Annotated in this window: 16 protein-coding genes; 9 read left to right on the forward strand and 7 right to left on the reverse strand. The window is 42.4% G+C overall.

Annotated elements, in window-relative coordinates; all coding sequences use genetic code 11:
* Positions 1 to 573: 573 nt before the first annotated feature.
* On the reverse strand, positions 574 to 966 hold the full coding sequence (locus KW060_RS11900; protein WP_249037107.1) for a CBS domain-containing protein: 393 nt from the start codon (positions 964 to 966) through the stop codon (positions 574 to 576).
* A gap of 231 nt (positions 967 to 1,197) precedes the next feature.
* On the opposite strand from KW060_RS11900, the gene KW060_RS11905 reads away from it, so the two are divergent.
* From KW060_RS11905 to murD, 3 genes are all read left to right on the forward strand, one after another.
* Complete coding sequence (locus tag KW060_RS11905) at positions 1,198 to 1,974, forward strand: DUF1499 domain-containing protein (RefSeq protein WP_249037106.1); 777 nt, start codon at positions 1,198 to 1,200, stop codon at positions 1,972 to 1,974.
* A 149-nt stretch (positions 1,975 to 2,123) separates the two neighbouring features.
* The gene (locus KW060_RS11910; protein WP_249037105.1) at positions 2,124 to 3,452 is read left to right on the forward strand and encodes a MurL-like N-terminal domain-containing; all 1,329 of its coding nucleotides are present in this window, start codon (positions 2,124 to 2,126) and stop codon (positions 3,450 to 3,452) included.
* A complete protein-coding gene (murD, locus tag KW060_RS11915; protein ID WP_249037104.1) occupies positions 3,433 to 4,701 on the forward strand; it encodes a UDP-N-acetylmuramoyl-L-alanine--D-glutamate ligase in 1,269 nt (422 codons plus the stop codon). Before KW060_RS11910 ends, murD begins: the two co-directional genes overlap by 20 nt.
* Positions 4,702 to 4,705: 4 nt before the next feature.
* Here murD and KW060_RS11920 read toward each other — a convergent pair whose 3' ends face one another.
* The 4 genes from KW060_RS11920 to KW060_RS11935 form a co-directional block, all read right to left on the reverse strand.
* Positions 4,706 to 5,170 (reverse strand): TonB C-terminal domain-containing protein, encoded by a 465-nt coding sequence (locus KW060_RS11920; protein WP_249037103.1) that lies wholly within the window; start codon positions 5,168 to 5,170, stop codon positions 4,706 to 4,708.
* Between the two features lie 173 nt (positions 5,171 to 5,343).
* Positions 5,344 to 6,492 (reverse strand): NnrS family protein, encoded by a 1,149-nt coding sequence (locus KW060_RS11925; RefSeq protein ID WP_249037102.1) that lies wholly within the window; start codon positions 6,490 to 6,492, stop codon positions 5,344 to 5,346.
* Between the two features lie 80 nt (positions 6,493 to 6,572).
* Positions 6,573 to 8,309, reverse strand: coding sequence for an ATP-grasp domain-containing protein (locus tag KW060_RS11930; protein WP_249037101.1), 1,737 nt, complete (start codon positions 8,307 to 8,309; stop codon positions 6,573 to 6,575).
* A gap of 15 nt (positions 8,310 to 8,324) precedes the next feature.
* Positions 8,325 to 8,996: an SDR family oxidoreductase gene (locus KW060_RS11935; RefSeq protein ID WP_249037100.1), complete on the reverse strand. Its 672-nt coding sequence runs from the start codon at positions 8,994 to 8,996 to the stop codon at positions 8,325 to 8,327.
* A gap of 90 nt (positions 8,997 to 9,086) precedes the next feature.
* Here KW060_RS11935 and KW060_RS11940 point away from each other — a divergent pair, with 90 nt between their 5' ends.
* Positions 9,087 to 10,811 carry a SulP family inorganic anion transporter gene (locus KW060_RS11940; protein ID WP_249037099.1) on the forward strand — a complete coding sequence of 575 codons (1,725 nt, stop codon included), beginning with the start codon at positions 9,087 to 9,089 and terminating at the stop codon, positions 10,809 to 10,811.
* Here the strand turns inward: KW060_RS11940 and KW060_RS11945 are convergent.
* Positions 10,804 to 11,682, reverse strand: coding sequence for a LysR family transcriptional regulator (locus KW060_RS11945; RefSeq protein WP_249037098.1), 879 nt, complete (start codon positions 11,680 to 11,682; stop codon positions 10,804 to 10,806). The genes KW060_RS11940 and KW060_RS11945 overlap by 8 nt on opposite strands.
* A gap of 106 nt (positions 11,683 to 11,788) precedes the next feature.
* Here KW060_RS11945 and KW060_RS11950 point away from each other — a divergent pair, with 106 nt between their 5' ends.
* Positions 11,789 to 12,826 carry an N-acetyltransferase DgcN family protein gene (locus KW060_RS11950; RefSeq protein ID WP_249037097.1) on the forward strand — a complete coding sequence of 346 codons (1,038 nt, stop codon included), beginning with the start codon at positions 11,789 to 11,791 and terminating at the stop codon, positions 12,824 to 12,826.
* The gene (dgcA, locus tag KW060_RS11955) at positions 12,826 to 13,815 is read left to right on the forward strand and encodes an N-acetyl-D-Glu racemase DgcA (RefSeq protein WP_249037096.1); all 990 of its coding nucleotides are present in this window, start codon (positions 12,826 to 12,828) and stop codon (positions 13,813 to 13,815) included. The genes KW060_RS11950 and dgcA overlap by 1 nt, the downstream gene beginning before the upstream one ends.
* On the opposite strand, the gene KW060_RS11960 is transcribed toward dgcA, so the two are convergent.
* On the reverse strand, positions 13,783 to 15,006 hold the full coding sequence (locus KW060_RS11960; RefSeq protein WP_249037095.1) for a hypothetical protein: 1,224 nt from the start codon (positions 15,004 to 15,006) through the stop codon (positions 13,783 to 13,785). The genes dgcA and KW060_RS11960 overlap by 33 nt on opposite strands.
* Positions 15,007 to 15,269: 263 nt before the next feature.
* Here KW060_RS11960 and KW060_RS11965 point away from each other — a divergent pair, with 263 nt between their 5' ends.
* The 3 genes from KW060_RS11965 (at position 15,270) to KW060_RS11975 (ending at position 16,798) form a co-directional block, all read left to right on the forward strand.
* Positions 15,270 to 15,728, forward strand: a complete 459-nt coding sequence (locus KW060_RS11965) for a PAS domain-containing protein (RefSeq protein ID WP_249037094.1) — start codon at positions 15,270 to 15,272, stop codon at positions 15,726 to 15,728.
* 107 nt (positions 15,729 to 15,835) lie between these two features.
* Positions 15,836 to 16,291 carry a hypothetical protein gene (locus tag KW060_RS11970; RefSeq protein WP_249037093.1) on the forward strand — a complete coding sequence of 152 codons (456 nt, stop codon included), beginning with the start codon at positions 15,836 to 15,838 and terminating at the stop codon, positions 16,289 to 16,291.
* Between the two features lie 24 nt (positions 16,292 to 16,315).
* Positions 16,316 to 16,798, forward strand: coding sequence for a hypothetical protein (locus KW060_RS11975; protein ID WP_249037092.1), 483 nt, complete (start codon positions 16,316 to 16,318; stop codon positions 16,796 to 16,798).
* Positions 16,799 to 16,800 lie beyond the last annotated feature (2 nt).

Below are 16,800 nucleotides of genomic sequence, written 5' to 3' on the forward strand. Positions count from 1 at the left end.
TTAAATTGTCCTTAAGGTCACTTTGGACCCATAGATTATATGCAAGGACAAAGGGCAATAACCCTACCACAAATGCATAAAGTGATTCAACTTGGCAGAATCAAGCACGAATCCCGATACGAATCCTTTATTGATTCCAATAAGTTATGTTTATGGTTACATTTGCAACCGAAAATAGAGATATGTACGGATTTGTGAAGTTTTTAACGACTCGCTTTTTTTATTGATGGGGGCTCTGCCCCCGGCCTCGCGGCCTCCCCCTCGCGAAAACGTTCGCGCGGGCCAGTCGGCCCGTTCTCAGACCTCAAAGGCTTGAGGTCTTCGGGGAGTATATTCTGTAATATCTGTTCCTGGCTCAAACCTAAACTACTTAGGGGGGGGAGCGCGCGAGCGCGGGGGGAACTCAAGTAGCGAGGGCCACGAGCGGTAGTTCCCCCCATCAAACTAAAGAGTGTTCGCGAGAACGGGGGGCGAGCCCCCCCTATATATATTAAGTCGCGATATATGCTTTTAGTGCTTCGGCCTCGGCCTCTGTTTCTGAAATGCGTTCTTTAACCACATCACCGATCGAGATCATACCAACGATAGAACCACCATCACCCACCACCGGAAGATGGCAATGCGACGAGAGGTCATGACCTCCATCACTTCTTTTATGCTGTCATTTTCGGTACAGGTATAAACGCCAGTGGTCATGCAACTATCCACTTTACGTTCAAGCGCGATGGCACCGGAACGGGCCACGGAAATAACAATATCACGTTCGGAAATCACACCACACATCTTGCCGTCCGTATCGCAGGCAAGCACCGCGCCGATTTTATTTTCCCGTAACACCCGCGCTGTTTCCAGCAGAGTATTTTCCGGCGACACTTTAACAACGTCGTTTCCTTTGCGTGATAGAATATTTTTTACATACACTGGCAGGTCCCTCTCTTCTATGGTTATGATCCCGATATCGTCCACGAAAAACCCATGTACCGGGCTCAAGATTAATGAACTGTTTTAATAAGAGTTACTTAAGCTTATCACAAAAGAAGGGGAAATGGGAGGGGGGAAATTTTCACGGACCGAACTCATTAACAAATAACATATTAGCTTCACCAAATAGTCATTTGCGTTTGATCACGATTACGCTTAGTATATGCGGCAAATAATAAAATCATAAAAAACAAAATATTAGTTGGCGAGGGTTCAATGGGTTCAATGTATATTGGAAAGAGGAAAACGTCGTTACTCGCGACAATCATTTTTTATCTGGCGCTGCTAGGTGGTGCGGCCATTTTGGTCATGCTGTTTGGTGCGTTTATAGGATTATGGGAACCCATTGACGGGTTTATTTATTACCGCAGGTCATTTGAATATATCGGTTATGTTGTTGTTGGCCTTTCGGTAGCGACACTCGGGTATCTTTCGACCAAGAAACATTTAATTGGTAAGAAAAAAGCGGTCGTTGCCTTGCTGATCGGACTTGGCATTTTATACCCGACCATTAAATCCACGGTCACGGAAAGCATCAGTTACCCGCCGATCCATGACATTACCACAGACACAGTGAACCCACCGGAATTTGTGGCGCTTACCGACCCAAGACCGGGTTCAAGAAATACGCTTAGTTATTTTAACAAACCGGAAAGACAGGAATGGTATCCGTCACGTCAGCTTGAATTTGCAGCATACGCGGACATTAAACCGATTATGTCGAACCTTTCACCGGATGAAGCATACGCAAAAGCATTATCAGTTGGCCAAGCCATGGGATGGGAAATCATTGGTGCTGATCCAGTCGCCCACCGTTTCGAAGGCACCGCAGTAACGCCCGTGTTCAGATTTGTTGATGACACGGTTGTTGTGGTCACGGCACGTGATGGTGGCAGTCGCATTGACGTGCGCAGTGTTTCCCGCATTGGTGTCGGTGACATTGGCGTTAATGCCGCACGCATCAGGGAATTTATTACGCGGTTTAATGGGTAGTTTTAGTCATGCCCGGCTTGATCGGGCATCCATCTTGAAACTTTAAAAATCTATCCACTTAGAAATGGATTCCCGTTTTCACGGGAATGACAAATATTTTCGCTTAAAATTATCTTGTTTTTGCCACAAAAACAGGCGACAAGGGTTTTATGGATACATTCATATTTAAATCAGCCACTTATGATGAAACAAGCCAGACCATTGCGCTTGGCTATGCGTATTTGGACGGGCCGGAATTTAGTGAGAAAATTCATTTTCCGGGCGCGAAGGCGAGCCTTAATGATGAAGAGCGTCATGCGCTTGATCTTGCGATGCGGCAATTGCACCTGGCGGCGGGGATCAGTTATTATAAGGCCTATTGCCCGCGCGACATTCGTGTTGAAAACCACCGCATGACCAAAGAAGAGGCCGATTTCTTTTTTAAATTTTATCGTCACGGCCTTGGTGAATTTTCCGTAGAAAATAATATTGATCTTTCCGGTGTGATCCGTTTTCCGGTGACCAGTAATCATCATCTTGGGGCGTCTGATATTGAACTGCCGTCATCATCGGTGGTGCCCATTGGTGGTGGTAAAGACAGCGTTGTATCGTTAGAGGTGATAAAAGCCGCAGGTAAACCCCACCACATGATCGCGATTAACGCCGGCAGGCCGATCCTTGAGGTGATGGATGCGGCGGGCGGCGATGCCATTCATATTAAACGCACCCTTGATCCGGCGTTATTTGAACTTAATGAAAAAGGCGCCATGAACGGTCATGTGCCGATTACCGGCATTCTATCATTCGTGATGGCGTGCGGGGCGATCCTTTACGGATATGATAGTGTGGTGATGTCCAACGAAGGATCGGCAAGCGAAGGCAACATGGAATTCGCGGGGATTGAGGTCAATCACCAATATAGCAAATCATTAGAGTTCGAACTGGATTTTGAAGAATATATCCGTCTGACGGCGCTGAAGAATTTTAAATATTTCTCGTTACTGCGCCCGCTCAATGAAACGGGGATTGCAGCACTGTTCAGTGGGCTTACTCATTATTTTGATACATTCAAAAGCTGTAACCGAAATTTCCATATTGATGAAGGTGAACGCAAATATGGCTGGTGTTGTGATTGCCCGAAATGCCGGTTTGTGTTTCTGGCGCTTTCGCCGTTTATTAAACGAGACAGGCTGATAGATATATTCGGCAAAAACATGCTGGTTGACATGACACAGGAAGATGGCTTTCGTGAGCTATGCGGTCTTAAAGGACATAAACCGTTTGAATGTGTCGGTGAGATTGAAGAATGCCAGATTATCATGCGCACGCTTACGACCACCGAATGGGCGGATGATGGACTTGTTAAGATGCTGGCGGGTGAGCTTGAAAATCCGACCATGAATGTGAGCGCATTAAAAGCATCTGCGCTTACCTTTAAATATGATCATAATATTCCCGATGAATTCCTGGAGAGCTTAAATGAATTTATCGGATCTTGACGGTAAACGCATCGCCATTTGGGGGATGGGACGAGAGGGGCAAACCACTCTTTCCTTTCTAAAAGAAAAATTCCCAAATCAAAAATTCGTCATCATCAACCGTGATGAAGTTGATGCGGATGAGGAATTCATTGCCGAGGGCAATATTGAAAATCGCTTGAACGATTTTGATGTGGTGATCAAATCACCGGGGATCAGTTATTATCATCCCGCTGTTGAATTGATGAAAGCGGCGGGTATTAAAGTTACATCGGCGACCAACATTTGGTTCTCACTACCCAAGGACGGACAAGTCATTGCCATCACCGGCAGCAATGGCAAAAGCACCACATCAGCCCTCACCCATCATATTTTAAAAACGCTGGGTAAAAATGCGGAACTGGGTGGGAATATCGGCACACCGTTATTATCATTACCCGCGGACGCGGACTATTATGTGGTCGAATTATCCAGCTATCAGACATGTGATTTGACGGGGGTACCGGATATCGCGGTGCTTTTAAACCTGCATCCGGAACATATTCAATGGCACCGAAGTCACGAACAATATTATCATGATAAATGTAATCTGATCCGGCGCGGTGCGACGGTTAATATCGTTAATGCGCTTGAGCCGCGATTAGAGAACACAGAAAATAAAATCTTATTTAATGATAGAAACCGCATTCATTTTGAAAGCGGCATTATATATGACGGCGATATGCCCGTCGGCGGCACGGATAATTTCCCTCTTCTCGGGGATCATAATTTGGAAAACCTGTGTGCATCCTTGACCATTTTACGGGAACTTGGACTTGTAATTACGGATTGCTTGAAAGCAAGTTATAGTTACGCAGGCCTTGCGCACCGATTGCAAATATTCGGTCCCGTGGGGGATCATATGTTTATCAATGACAGTATTTCCACTGATCCGGAAGCAACCATTGCCGCGCTTCATGCGCTTAAAGAGAAAGACGTAACCCTGATTGTTGGTGGTGAGGACCGCGAACAGGATTACACGGAGATGGCAAAGATTATTGAAGAAACAAATACCACCGCCATATGCGTATATGAAACGGGGCCCAGAATTTTTGATTTGTTAAGTGATGGACATCATCAGGCATCATCCCTTGCTGACGCCGTATTATGCGCAAAAGACATAACAGCAAAGGGGGGATATATATTATTATCCCCCGCCTCGCCAAGTTATGATGCCTTTAATGATTTTGAAGAACGCGGCAATTTATTTATGGAGCTTGCCGCATCCTAAATCATTAGATGCTATCTTTTTCAGATAGTCTTGCTTTTGCCTCTGCAAGCATCTTTTCTCTTTTCACGCGCTTCATCGCGCGCTTTTGAAGTTTTGATACATCATCATCTTTTAAAATGTAATCAAGGCTTAAAACAACGGTTGCTGTATCTTTTTTATAACTTTTCGGCAGATCCGGCAGATCAGCATCGCGAATTGCATCATATGATGCTTGATCGAAATAAGTTTGTTCTGCTTTATTCAATTTTTCAACATCAAGCACGTCACCATCGTGGTTAACGGTTAGAACAAATTTATTGCTATCGATTTCAACAGATTTAATTGCTGTTTCTGGATATTCCATTTTTGCTTCGATGGCCTTGCTTGCTTCGCTGGCCCATTCGCTGATAGAGGATGGTGCCTCTGCTGCATTCAAAGAAGTTGTAAACATACCTAGTGCGGCTGCGGTAAAGAGAAGAGGTTTGATCATTTCATGTTCCTAAGTTCTTATTCAATTTTATCTTTGGCAATTGCCATTTTCCCTTCCCCGCCCTTACGTCACTCGTAAACGCAAATTCATTTAGCGTGAATATGTGATAAAAATAAAGCCAATAGCGATGAGCGGTATTTCTCATGCGACAAAGTGTAAAATCGCATCAAAAATTATACGCGAGGCGTTACCACAAGCGGAATAAAGCGAAGCAAGAATAATAAATATGCCAGAACCCAGCAAACCCCGGACACACTTAATAATTCAATGTAAAACCCATCAAACATTAAGGGTGCAATAATCCGCGAAAGTGCCGCAATGTTAATCAGAACAAAATAAAAACTGAAAATAAATTCATTATTCATTGGCCTGCCGGAATGGCCAATCATAGCACGGGTCATCACCCCTAATGTTAATGATCCAGCCGCACCGATGCTAAAGGCATGATAGGATAGTGTCATGAACATATCATCTATGAATTTCGCGTAAGACATAAGGAAAAAACCAACGGCAATCCATAACACGCCAATATGCAAAATAATCATCAGCGGGTCTTTTATGGCAACCCAACCTTTCCAGCCAACAATCCTGATTAATATAGCAATACCGGCAATCAACGAAGAAACACCAATCATCTTATCCGGTGCATCAAAAATAACACCGAGCATCGTAACAACAATTGAAATCATGCTGATGGGTAACAGTGCTTTATGGCTCCACTGCCCAACATCGCCATATTTATTTTTAAGAAAGCTTGGCGCCACACGGCCACCAATAACATTCATCAACATCACCACAAAAAGAAGCGCTGCGACAAAGAAATTATTTTCATCAAAATCTATAATTTCAAGTGCAGCCAAATGACTGCATAAATTAAATATTGCAAAGATAGACAGCATCACGGGCAAAAAATAATTACGTTTATTGCCGGTTTGAAAAATTGCTGGCGCAATTCCCATAATCGCAAGCGGTAATAACGCAACATCAAGCACCACTGGAACAAACACCGGAAGTTCGCCGCCATAAAACACACTTACCCGCCCAAGAACCCAAAGTAGCGCGAGTAAAGCAAGCGGCAACCCTGCTGGCGAAGGTTTTCCTGTCCAGTTGGGCACTGCCGTAAAAAGGAAGCCAATGATGATCGGGGCAAACACACCAAAAATCATTTCATGTTGATGCCATGAGGGCGCAGAAAAATGACTAGGCAGATATCCTGCATTTCCACTGATTAATAACACCCAATAAGGCAGCAAAAATATCGCACCCAATGCACCAAGCGGAAAAAACACCCTGAAACCAGCAGAAAATAATATGGAAAACATACCCGTTCCTTTTTATTAGCAATGAATTCACGGTATCAGGAAAAACAATCTAAATCTTGATCAATGTCAAAAACCTAACGTTATTGTTTACTGATTTGACCAACGAACGGTTCTATCCATTTTGCCGTATCTTCCGACACCGTATCATCCAAAATACATTCATCAAAATAATCAAGAGGTAAACCGAAATGGTCAATTTCCTGTTCTGTCATTTTCACAGTTATACCTTCACAGGTTTTATTCAACATCAACGCCAAACATCGTTCATAAATCGTCGCATTATTTAACGCCAACTCCCCGCCTTTAAAAATAGTGGAATTCGCACTGACAAAGCCAGTTTTATGTTGAATTTCACCAACGACATATTGATCCTGATTGCTGATGATCAATTTCGATTTAATCCTGCAATCCAATTCTTCGCCAAAATGATTTATGAATATATTTTCAATCATAAAGTTTTCAACACTCGGGAAAGCGTTAACCTCGATAATCGCACCATTTTCCCGCCAGGATTTTGAAATATCCGTCGTCACATAATCAATACCCACATTGTCCAATCTGAATAATTTCGGAAGATCCAGCATCAATTCCCTAACATCCGGATGAGCATCATCATCATCAAGCAGTCTGTAAGTCCCGCCGGACGCCGTATTCGATGTTCTTCTTAAAAAAACCTTTTGGCCATCTTTAAGGACTGTATTTTCGTCCATATTATTGTTAGCCAGTTCGCTTATAACGCTGTCATCAATAACCAAATCAATATAGCTAAGCCCTTTTGCCCGTTCTTTTTTCCTAAATTTATTTTCGGTTTGCATCAATCCAGAAATGGTATCTTTTCCATTTCCGATCACAAAGGCCGGGATCATTTCATAAACCGTATTTAAATTTCCCTGCGATAAAGTGATGCGGTATACATCCCCTTCAATAAATTTTTCGACCAAAGTCGTTCTTGCATCATACTTATTGGCATTTAGGAATGCTTTTTTTGCCTGTTCCAAATTGCAAATATTGACGGATACTCCGCGACCCTGCCCTTCGGATAGCGGTTTTATAACCACGGGGAACCCAATATTTTTTACTGCTTCCAAGCATTGTTCCATGGTTTTAACCACAATTTGATCAGCAACAGGAATGCCAAGTTTTTTTAAATATTCATGGGTATATTTCTTATTTTTCTGCAGGTAATAACCATACAAACTATCAAATTCATTTGATGCAAAATTGTAAACAATACCCTTAGTTCCCTGACCTAAGATAAAATGAAATTTTGTATATCCCGCATGATAAGTTGGAATTTTATGTTTCTTTGAAAACTCCAGAAAATCAGAAATAATATTTGGCTTCATTGATGCAACCAACGCATTTAACTTATTTTCAAAAATATTCTTATGCGCAAATAATGAACGATTATTGGTGGCCGTTAAAAAAGATGTAATCTGAAATGATAAATCAATAGAATTTAGTGTTTCATCAGCATAATAAAATGCCGTAACAATTCTATGCCTACCATCAGTCAGCTTAGACACATCTATATATGTTTTATTCTTTATGTTTAGATTTATAAAACAATCTAAAAAAAACTGAAATGCATCAATTGCGGCAGAACCAGGAACCTTTTCCCAACCATCATGGTTTTCTATTCCTTTAAAAAAAGTTTCAGGAATTATTTTTTTCAAATCCGCGAGTTTTTTTGATGATACGGTCCCGTCGCCACCAATCAAACGATCTTCAAAGTCAACAACGATTGCTTTAAATGGCACAACAATATTTGGGCCATGAAAAATACGCGTTTCGATAGGCGCGTTTGAATTATTCATTAAATTATATCTCTATTACCAAGGAAGGATTTCGCCGTTTGAATGCCAGAATGAACCGCTATTTTCGATATCAAGCTTTTCAATCAGGCCTTTTAAACGTCCCGCGGAAACATCGGGGGTTATTTCCCCGCGCCCGCTTGTCATTCCCGTCATCACATACCCGGGATGGAACAAACCAACAGCAATGCCAAGTGGCTTAAGATCATGACATAATGACATGCCGGCTGCATTCACCGCTGCTTTTGACATACGGTATCCGTAACGTCCACCGCTTGTGTTATCAGCAATTGACCCCATGCGGCTGGTGATGATGGCAATTTTACTGCCATCAGATAACCTATTCCGTAATGCTTCCGTCACGCGTAACACCCCAAGCGAATTCACACGAAACTGTTTTTCCATGGTATCAAAATCAAGATTTCCGAAAACATCTTCGCTTAAGATGCCTGCATTATTCACTAAAATATCAATGCTGGTTCCTGATAATTCTTGCCCAAGTTTTTCACATCCTTCTGCCGTGCTGACATCAATTCCGTCAACAACACGTGTTGCAATCTGATCCAGTTCATCTGAACTGTTTCTGCATATACCAATAATATTATATCCATCATTATGGAAATGCTGCGCAATAGAGAGGCCGATTCCCCTATTCGCGCCGGTAATTACAACAGTTTTATTTGATGACATTTTTCTAGTCCCCATATTTTTCAATTATTTGCTATATCGTTAATCCATTTTCTGGAATAATTAAACTCTAAAAAACCAAGAGCATTTTTAATGAAAAAAACACTAAGCCAATTTTTGCCAATATTAAATTGGGGCAAGGAATATTCAAAGGAAATTTTTGTTGCAGATGCCATTGCCGCATTAATCGTCACGGTCATGCTTATTCCGCAATCGCTTGCTTATGCTTTGCTGGCCGGATTACCAGCTGAGGTCGGATTATACGCAAGCATCGCACCGCTTATTTTATACACGATTTTTGGCACAAGCAGGACCCTGTCCGTGGGGCCGGTCGCGATTATTTCATTAATGACGGCCACGGCAATTGGTGCCATCGCTGAACCGGGAACCATCGGATATCTGGAAACGGCCATTGCCCTTTCATTGTTAAGCGGCATATTCCTTACTCTAATGGGATTATTTCGGCTTGGCTTTATCGCCAATTTCTTAAGCCATCCTGTAATGGCTGGCTTTATCACAGCATCCGGCCTTTTGATCGCGTTAAGCCAGTTAAAACATATCCTGGGCATATCCATTTCCGGTCATAATTTGACGGAACAATTGGCGTCTCTTTTTTCCAACATTGGCATGACACAATACCCCGCATTATTAATCGGTGCGGGCAGTATAATATTTCTTCTATTCATAAGAAATTCACTTGAAAATTTGCTTAAAAAAATCGGCTTAAGTGATTATGTGGCAAGCTTACTTGTAAAAGCCGGACCTGTTTTTGCAGTCATGATCACCATTATTCTGACGGCGTCGTTATCGCTTGATCAAAAAAATCTTGATATTGTCGGCATGGTGCCGCAAGGGCTTCCTTCGTTACAATTGCCGGAACTTAATATGGATATTGTGATCAAGCTTGGTTCAGCCGCCCTTCTCATCAGTCTGGTTGGTTTTGTCGAATCCATATCCGTGGCACAAACGCTCGCCGCCAAAAGAAGACAGCATATCAATCCCAATCAGGAACTGATTGCATTGGGCATGAGTAACATTGGATCATCCGCGGTTGGTGGCTATCCCGTAACCGGCGGCTTTGCCAGATCAGTGGTCAATTTTGATGCGGGTGCCGTGACTCCCGCTGCCGGCGGCATGACCGCTATTGGTATCGCGCTTGCCACATTGTTTCTAACCCCATTTTTATACTATCTGCCCAAGGCAACATTGGCGGCCACCATTATTATTGCAGTCATGGGACTTGTTAAAATTCAGCCGATGATTGACACATGGCGATATAGTAAATCCGATTTTTTCGCGATGGCCGTCACAATATTGCTAACATTATTTTTAAGCGTCGAAGCAGGTATCATTACCGGCGTTGCATCATCATTTATTTTATTCATGTATAAAACCACAAAGCCCCATTACGCCGTCGTTGGCCGCGTTGACGGGACAGAGCATTTCAGAAACATCAAAAGACATAATGTCATCACCGACCCAAGGATCATTTCCATTCGTATTGATGAAAGCCTTTATTTTTCAAACATTCGCTATCTTGAAAATGAAATTAATAAACTTGTCGCCGCCCAGCCGGAATGTGAACATATTATACTGATGTGTTCTGCGGTAAATTCAATTGATAGCAGCGCACTAGAAAGCCTTGAATCCATCAATCACAGATTAATAGACGCCAATGTCAAACTTCATATGAGCGAGGTAAAAGGCCCAGTCACCGATAAACTTTCAAAAACAACATTCATGGATGACCTATCCGGCCAAATATTCTTAAGCCAATATGAAGCTTTTAATGCGCTAAGCAATAATTCACCTACTTAAACCCGCGCTTAACAAATTCTAAAAACCGTTCTGCGGCGGGGGATAGTTTTCGCTCGGATAGGAATAATGCTTTGATTTGATATTTTATAGGCGGGTTGAACCCTTTATATTTCACATTTTCCGGGCGGTTGGAACGGGCGGTGACATCATCAACGATGGCAATACCGCTTCCCAAAGCCACCATATTGCGGGCGACGAAATAGGTCTGCGCAATCAGGCTTGATTGAAAACTAAGGCCGTCTTTATCCATTCTATTTTCAAGCAAATCACTTAACGGGCCGCTGTCTTCGATACTGACGTAATCATGGCTTTGTAATTCGGGTAATTTTAATCTGTCCGGATAATCATCAAATTCACCGCTGCCGTAAATGCAAACCAACTCCCCTTCGCCAATGACCACTTCTTTAACGCCGTCAATTTTTGGCGGGTTTAATGCAAAGCCAATTTCCTTGTCATAATCAAATAAGGTTTTCATCATGCTGGAAAAATGTTCTGTTTGGTAAATGAACTGTGCGCTTTTATGTTTTGCGCGGAAATCCTGAATAAGACGCGGTAATATTTCAATACTGAGCGCCGCCACGGAGACAATCCTGATTTTGCCGTCTTCGGGGTTTTTTAAATTTTCTGCTGTTTGTTTAAGACGAGCGATCCGTTTATAGATCCCCTCGGTTTCTTTATATAAAATGTTGGCTTCTGATGTGGCGACAAGCCGCCCACGCACCCGGCGAAACAATAAAAACCCAAGGCCGTCTTCGGCGTGTTTTAAAATTTTGCTGGCCGTTGGCTGCGCGATGCCCAGCACTTTGGCGGCTTCGGAAATCGAACCCATTTCATATACTGCATTGAATATTTCAATTTGTCTTAAATTCATATGACTATTCTATAGCTTTAAGCTATATATTCAATAGCTATTTTCATATGACTTTTATCTTGGTACGGCATATAAGTTACCCAATATATTTTTTGGAGATAGAATTATGTCACAAACCGAACGTGTAAAACGCGCCAATCAAAAAGAAATGATCAAAACACCATACCACCTGTTTCTTGGGTGTGGTGATAATGAGCTTTCCATTAAAACATCACGCGGCATTGCAGAATTTAATCCTGATGTCTGCATCGGTGAAATCGCCGGTGGCGACAGCCCGTTAACCGTTGGACTTGATAAATTATCCATTAAAGAAGCAGCAAGCAAAGGCGCAAAGACATTCGTCATCGGTCTTGCTAACGCTGGCGGTTATGTGGAACCGGAATGGGAACCATATATCATAGAGGCCATCGAAAACGGTATGGATATCGCAAGCGGCCTTCACCGTAAACTTGAAGAATTCCCAGCCATTCTTGAGGCCGCCGAAAAACACGGCGTGGAACTACATAACGTACGTCATGGTTATACTGATCTTAAAACTGGAACGGGTGAAAAACGTACTGGTAAACGTTTGCTTGCGGTTGGTTCTGATTGTTCCGTTGGTAAAATGTACACCACCGTTGCCATCACCAACGAAATGAAAAAACAAGGCTTTGACGTTGAATTTAAAGCAACCGGACAAACAGGTGTTCTTGTTGCCGGAAGCGGTATTTGTATCGACGCAGTTGTTGCCGATTTCATCGCTGGCGGGATCGAGGAATTATCCCCATCAAACGATGAAAACCATTGGGACATTATCGAAGGACAAGGATCACTTTATAATCCTGCCTTTGCGGGTGTGAGCCTTGGTCTTTTACACGGTTCACAAGCAGATGTGATTGTATTCTGCCACGAAGCAGGCCGTCCGCATATTAAAGGGTTACCGCATATGCCAATGCCTGATATGACGGATTGCATTGAATTAAACCTTAAACATGCGCGTCTGACCAATCCGAACGCGACACTGGGTGGCATTTCACTAAACTGCAGAAACTTAAGCGCCGAGGAAGGCGAAAAACAACGCGCAGAGCTTGCTGAAAAATACGGTGTTCCATGTTTTGACCCAATGATCACTGGTGTTTCTGAATTTGTGGAGACGCTTAAATAATGAGAAAATTTGACTATAGAGCAGAAAAATTCGATCTTCATACGCCATTCGTCATTTCCCGCGGTTCACGCGTTGATACAACCGTAATCATCGTCGAAATCGAAGAAGACGGGTTTAAAGGATGGGGCGAGAGCTGCCCCACCCCGCATTACGGTGAAAGCGTCGAAAGCGTCATGGCACAGATCGATGAAATTGCCCTTAAGATGAAAGCAGGATTAACGCGCGCGGAACTTCAGGATGCACTACCCGCGGGCGCCGCCCGTAATGCCATCGATTGCGCCATGTGGGACTTAGAAGCCAAGCAATCAGGCAAAACCATCGCTGAATTGATGGGACATGATTGGCCGGACGCGCTTCTGTCCGTTGAAACCATCAGCATCGGCGAAGCAGACAAAATGGGTAAAAAGGCAAAAACGCTTGAAAATTTCCCAACCATCAAAGTGAAAATGAACGCAGATGATATTGAAAACCGTATCAAGGCCGTTCATGAAAACGCGCCGAATGCAAAATTGATCGTTGATGCCAACGAAAGCTGGAATGCGGATATCGTAAGACGCGTCGCATCCACATTAAAGGACAATGGCGTTGTGATGCTAGAGCAGCCTGTCCCACCAGCAGAAGACGAAACTTTACGCGGCATCAATGCGCCATTGCCACTTGGTGGTGATGAAAGCTGTCATGTTGCCGCGGATTTGGAACGCCTTCATGGTATTTATGATGTGGTGAATATTAAACTTGATAAAACGGGAGGCCTTACCGAAGCTAAGAAATTATTGGATCAAGCAAAAGAGATGGGCTTTGACATCATGGTTGGCTGCATGGTCGGCACATCGCTTTCCATGGCGGCGGGCATGTTCATTGCGACAGAAGCAAGCTACGTTGACCTGGATGCGCCAACAATGCTGGCAACAGACCGTGATCATGCCTTAACCATTAAAGACGGTAAAATGAGCGCATTAAACCCCGCGCTTTACGGTGGTGCGGATTAATAAACACGCCAAGGCACCAATAGACAATCCGATCCATGGATCATAAAACGTAAGAAGCAAAGCGGTCAGCATCATGATCGCTTTTTCTTTATGGGTTTTAACAAGCCCAATGGAAAGCTTACCACACGCAATCCCGGTAAGTAGTAATGTCAACATAAGCGCAACCGGCATAAATGGTTTTAAAAATGTCACAACAGGCAACCAGATAAAACCAATTGGAATTGCATAATAGTAAAATGCCGCTATGCCCCCGATCAGGCCTTCTAATTTTTCTTTGCCCTCTTTCCACCTTTCAGTAACAATGACCTGGGCACCGGCCCAAAGTACGCCTTGTGTCGGAAAAAACGGCACGATTACAGCCATTAAAAAGTTGCGAATTGAAACGGCAAAATGGGAACGGTTAAAATTGACATCAACTGGATCATCCGACCTTTCCTGTTGGCCCGCGTCTATGATCGCCTTTCCGGTTAAAAGATCACCGAACAAAATCACATAAGCCATCAACACAATCGGCATGGCGGCAATATAATAATCAAGCGGCGGCCAACCAATCGCAAAGGGCGATACTTTTTCAAAAAGACTTGCAAACGGCGGATTTAACACGCCGGATATGATATCAAATTCCAGCTCGCCCGCGACATAACCGGAAATACCCACAACGGCGAAAACCGGTAACAATCCAAGCGATGCAATCAATTTTATGATGTTATTTTCCTGTTTCCATTTTTGAAAAGCGGGTAGATAAAAAATCACAAGGCATAAAACAATCGCCCCGATAAATGAGATCGGCATCACATCAAATTTTGACACATCATCATAAAATATACGTTTTAATGCCGATAATGCCGCCCCCATAATTATCCCCGCCTTTAAAGCAGCCGGGATCATACCAATTAGCTTTTTACCAAAACCGGTAATCCCCATGAAAAAGGTCAGCACCGCAAATTCAATCGATAACGCCGTCATCATTTGAAAGCGTTCAGTTGGGCTGTCATAACCACCAAGCACAAGGGCAAGCACAAGCGGCAACGCCGCCGTAATCCAACCCGCGGCATAGGCTTCACCAAAAATCAAAATATGCGATGTGACCAGCATCATATGGAGCATGGCCATGGTGACGGCCTCTTCAAAAGTAAGGCCGAATGATCCGGTGAGTAACGGCACAAGCGCAAGTCCCGTTGACAGGGACACGACAAATCCCTGCAGCAGCAACCCCCATTCAATTCTATAGTGGATTAAAGGCAGGTAAGCCCTAAAAACACCCCATTTAAATCCATTATTTTTCATAAGCCCATTCATAAAGCAGATTTTTACAGATGCAAAGAAAAAGGCTATCCCTTTACCATCATATTTTCTTAATCGCACGTAAGCGTATTTTGGTCATCATTGTGAAAAACACGTAAATGATATACAATCATAAACAAATTTAAAGCTTGCAGAAGCCATTATAAATTATGCCATTTACAATAAACGACGATAAAACGATCAATCATCCTGCTATTAAAGATTTTCTAGCAGATTGTAACAAAGCGACCAATGGCGATTTATTGTCGGTTCAATATGTTCAAACGTATGATTTAATCAAATATTCAAAATGGCTCATTATTTCTGAATATGACGATGAAAAAAACGATTTTAAATTTCGGTATAGCGGCAGCAAGGTTTGTTCATTTTATGGAATGGAAATAACCGGAAAATATATTTCTGAAACCGCGTCAGAGGATAACATTGAGCCACTAATAAATATATATAAAGACATCATAAAAACACGTAATACGGTTTATCTTTCCGGCACGCTTAAACCGCGCGGCAAGGCATTTATTGACTGGCATATGGTCAGTCAGCCTTTAATCAGAAACGATCAAATCAACGAAGTAATTGGCTTTGTAATTTTCGATGATAACAGCACATAGTTTCATTGAAATAAATTAAATATATGCAATAAGACTTTGTTGTTAAAGGGGTTTATTTGATATATAAGACAAGAATTAAATATCATTTAAATCAAAGAATTATGCCATTGATTATAAACAACGATAAAACGATCAATCACCCCGCAATTATCAAATTCAAGCAGGCTTGCGACAATGCGGCCGCAGGTAATCCGTTGACCATTAATATGGTGCAATCACGCGATCTATTTAAATATTCAAAATCTTTAATGATCGCAGAATTTGATAAAGAGCAGAATGATTTCAAATTTCGTTTTTGTGGCAGCAATATTGCTTCAAATTATGAAATGGATATCACGGGAAAATATATTTCAGAAACAACCGACCCATCCACAATAAAAGAGTTCATCAAAATCTATAAAAGCATCATTGATGATCAAAAAACCGTCTATTTCACAGGCACTCTTCAAACACGCGGCAAAGATTTTTTGGATTGGCACCAAATAAGTCAGCCTTTGATGCGGAACGGAAGAATTAACGAAGTCATCAGTTACGTCATCGTCGAAGGTCGTGTGAATGACTAAAAGTAATTAAGGGAGGGAAAAGCAATGAAATTCAAAATCAATGATGATGATGCCGTTAACGATCCTTATCTTAAAAAATTCATGAACATCTATGAAAATATTGCGGCCAAAGATCATTTTAATATCAGCCATATACAATCCACAGAATTATTTAAATATTCAAAAGATATGATCATCGTAAAACCGGTGAATAAAGGTGAGGATTTTATCTGCACTTTTTGCGGCACTCACATCGGAAATATTTATGGAATGGACATTACAGGCAAACACATTACAGAAACCAACCCCGAACAGCCGTCCAAATTAATCATCGATCTATTAAATGAAACACTCAATAAAAATGATTTCATTTATTTAAGCACATGCATAAGCCGTGAAGGATTCCGTGAAATAGAATGGCATCAGGTCATGATACCATTCTGGCGCACCGATGAAATACGCGAAGTCCTTTGTTTAATTTCAACGGAAATCACCAAAGATTATAGCCCGTTGCTGAAGGCACTATAATT

It is taken from the genome of Pseudemcibacter aquimaris (genome assembly GCF_028869115.1).
GTDB classification, from domain to species: domain Bacteria; phylum Pseudomonadota; class Alphaproteobacteria; order Sphingomonadales; family Emcibacteraceae; genus Pseudemcibacter; species Pseudemcibacter aquimaris.

What these genes read in the sequence shown, in the direction of transcription:
- KW060_RS11930 (WP_249037101.1), bottom strand. Translation starts at nt 8,309, where the DNA reads ATGAATAATTCAAACGCGCCTATCGAAACGCGTATTTTTCATGGCCCA.
- KW060_RS11905 (WP_249037106.1), top strand. Translation starts at nt 1,198, where the DNA reads ATGGGTTCAATGTATATTGGAAAGAGGAAAACGTCGTTACTCGCGACA.
- dgcA (WP_249037096.1), top strand. Translation starts at nt 12,826, where the DNA reads ATGAGAAAATTTGACTATAGAGCAGAAAAATTCGATCTTCATACGCCA.
- KW060_RS11925 (WP_249037102.1), bottom strand. Translation starts at nt 6,492, where the DNA reads ATGTTTTCCATATTATTTTCTGCTGGTTTCAGGGTGTTTTTTCCGCTT.
- KW060_RS11950 (WP_249037097.1), top strand. Translation starts at nt 11,789, where the DNA reads ATGTCACAAACCGAACGTGTAAAACGCGCCAATCAAAAAGAAATGATC.
- murD (WP_249037104.1), top strand. Translation starts at nt 3,433, where the DNA reads ATGAATTTATCGGATCTTGACGGTAAACGCATCGCCATTTGGGGGATG.
- KW060_RS11975 (WP_249037092.1), top strand. Translation starts at nt 16,316, where the DNA reads ATGAAATTCAAAATCAATGATGATGATGCCGTTAACGATCCTTATCTT.
- KW060_RS11965 (WP_249037094.1), top strand. Translation starts at nt 15,270, where the DNA reads ATGCCATTTACAATAAACGACGATAAAACGATCAATCATCCTGCTATT.
- KW060_RS11910 (WP_249037105.1), top strand. Translation starts at nt 2,124, where the DNA reads ATGGATACATTCATATTTAAATCAGCCACTTATGATGAAACAAGCCAG.
- KW060_RS11945 (WP_249037098.1), bottom strand. Translation starts at nt 11,682, where the DNA reads ATGAATTTAAGACAAATTGAAATATTCAATGCAGTATATGAAATGGGT.
- KW060_RS11940 (WP_249037099.1), top strand. Translation starts at nt 9,087, where the DNA reads ATGAAAAAAACACTAAGCCAATTTTTGCCAATATTAAATTGGGGCAAG.
- KW060_RS11935 (WP_249037100.1), bottom strand. Translation starts at nt 8,996, where the DNA reads ATGTCATCAAATAAAACTGTTGTAATTACCGGCGCGAATAGGGGAATC.
- KW060_RS11920 (WP_249037103.1), bottom strand. Translation starts at nt 5,170, where the DNA reads ATGATCAAACCTCTTCTCTTTACCGCAGCCGCACTAGGTATGTTTACA.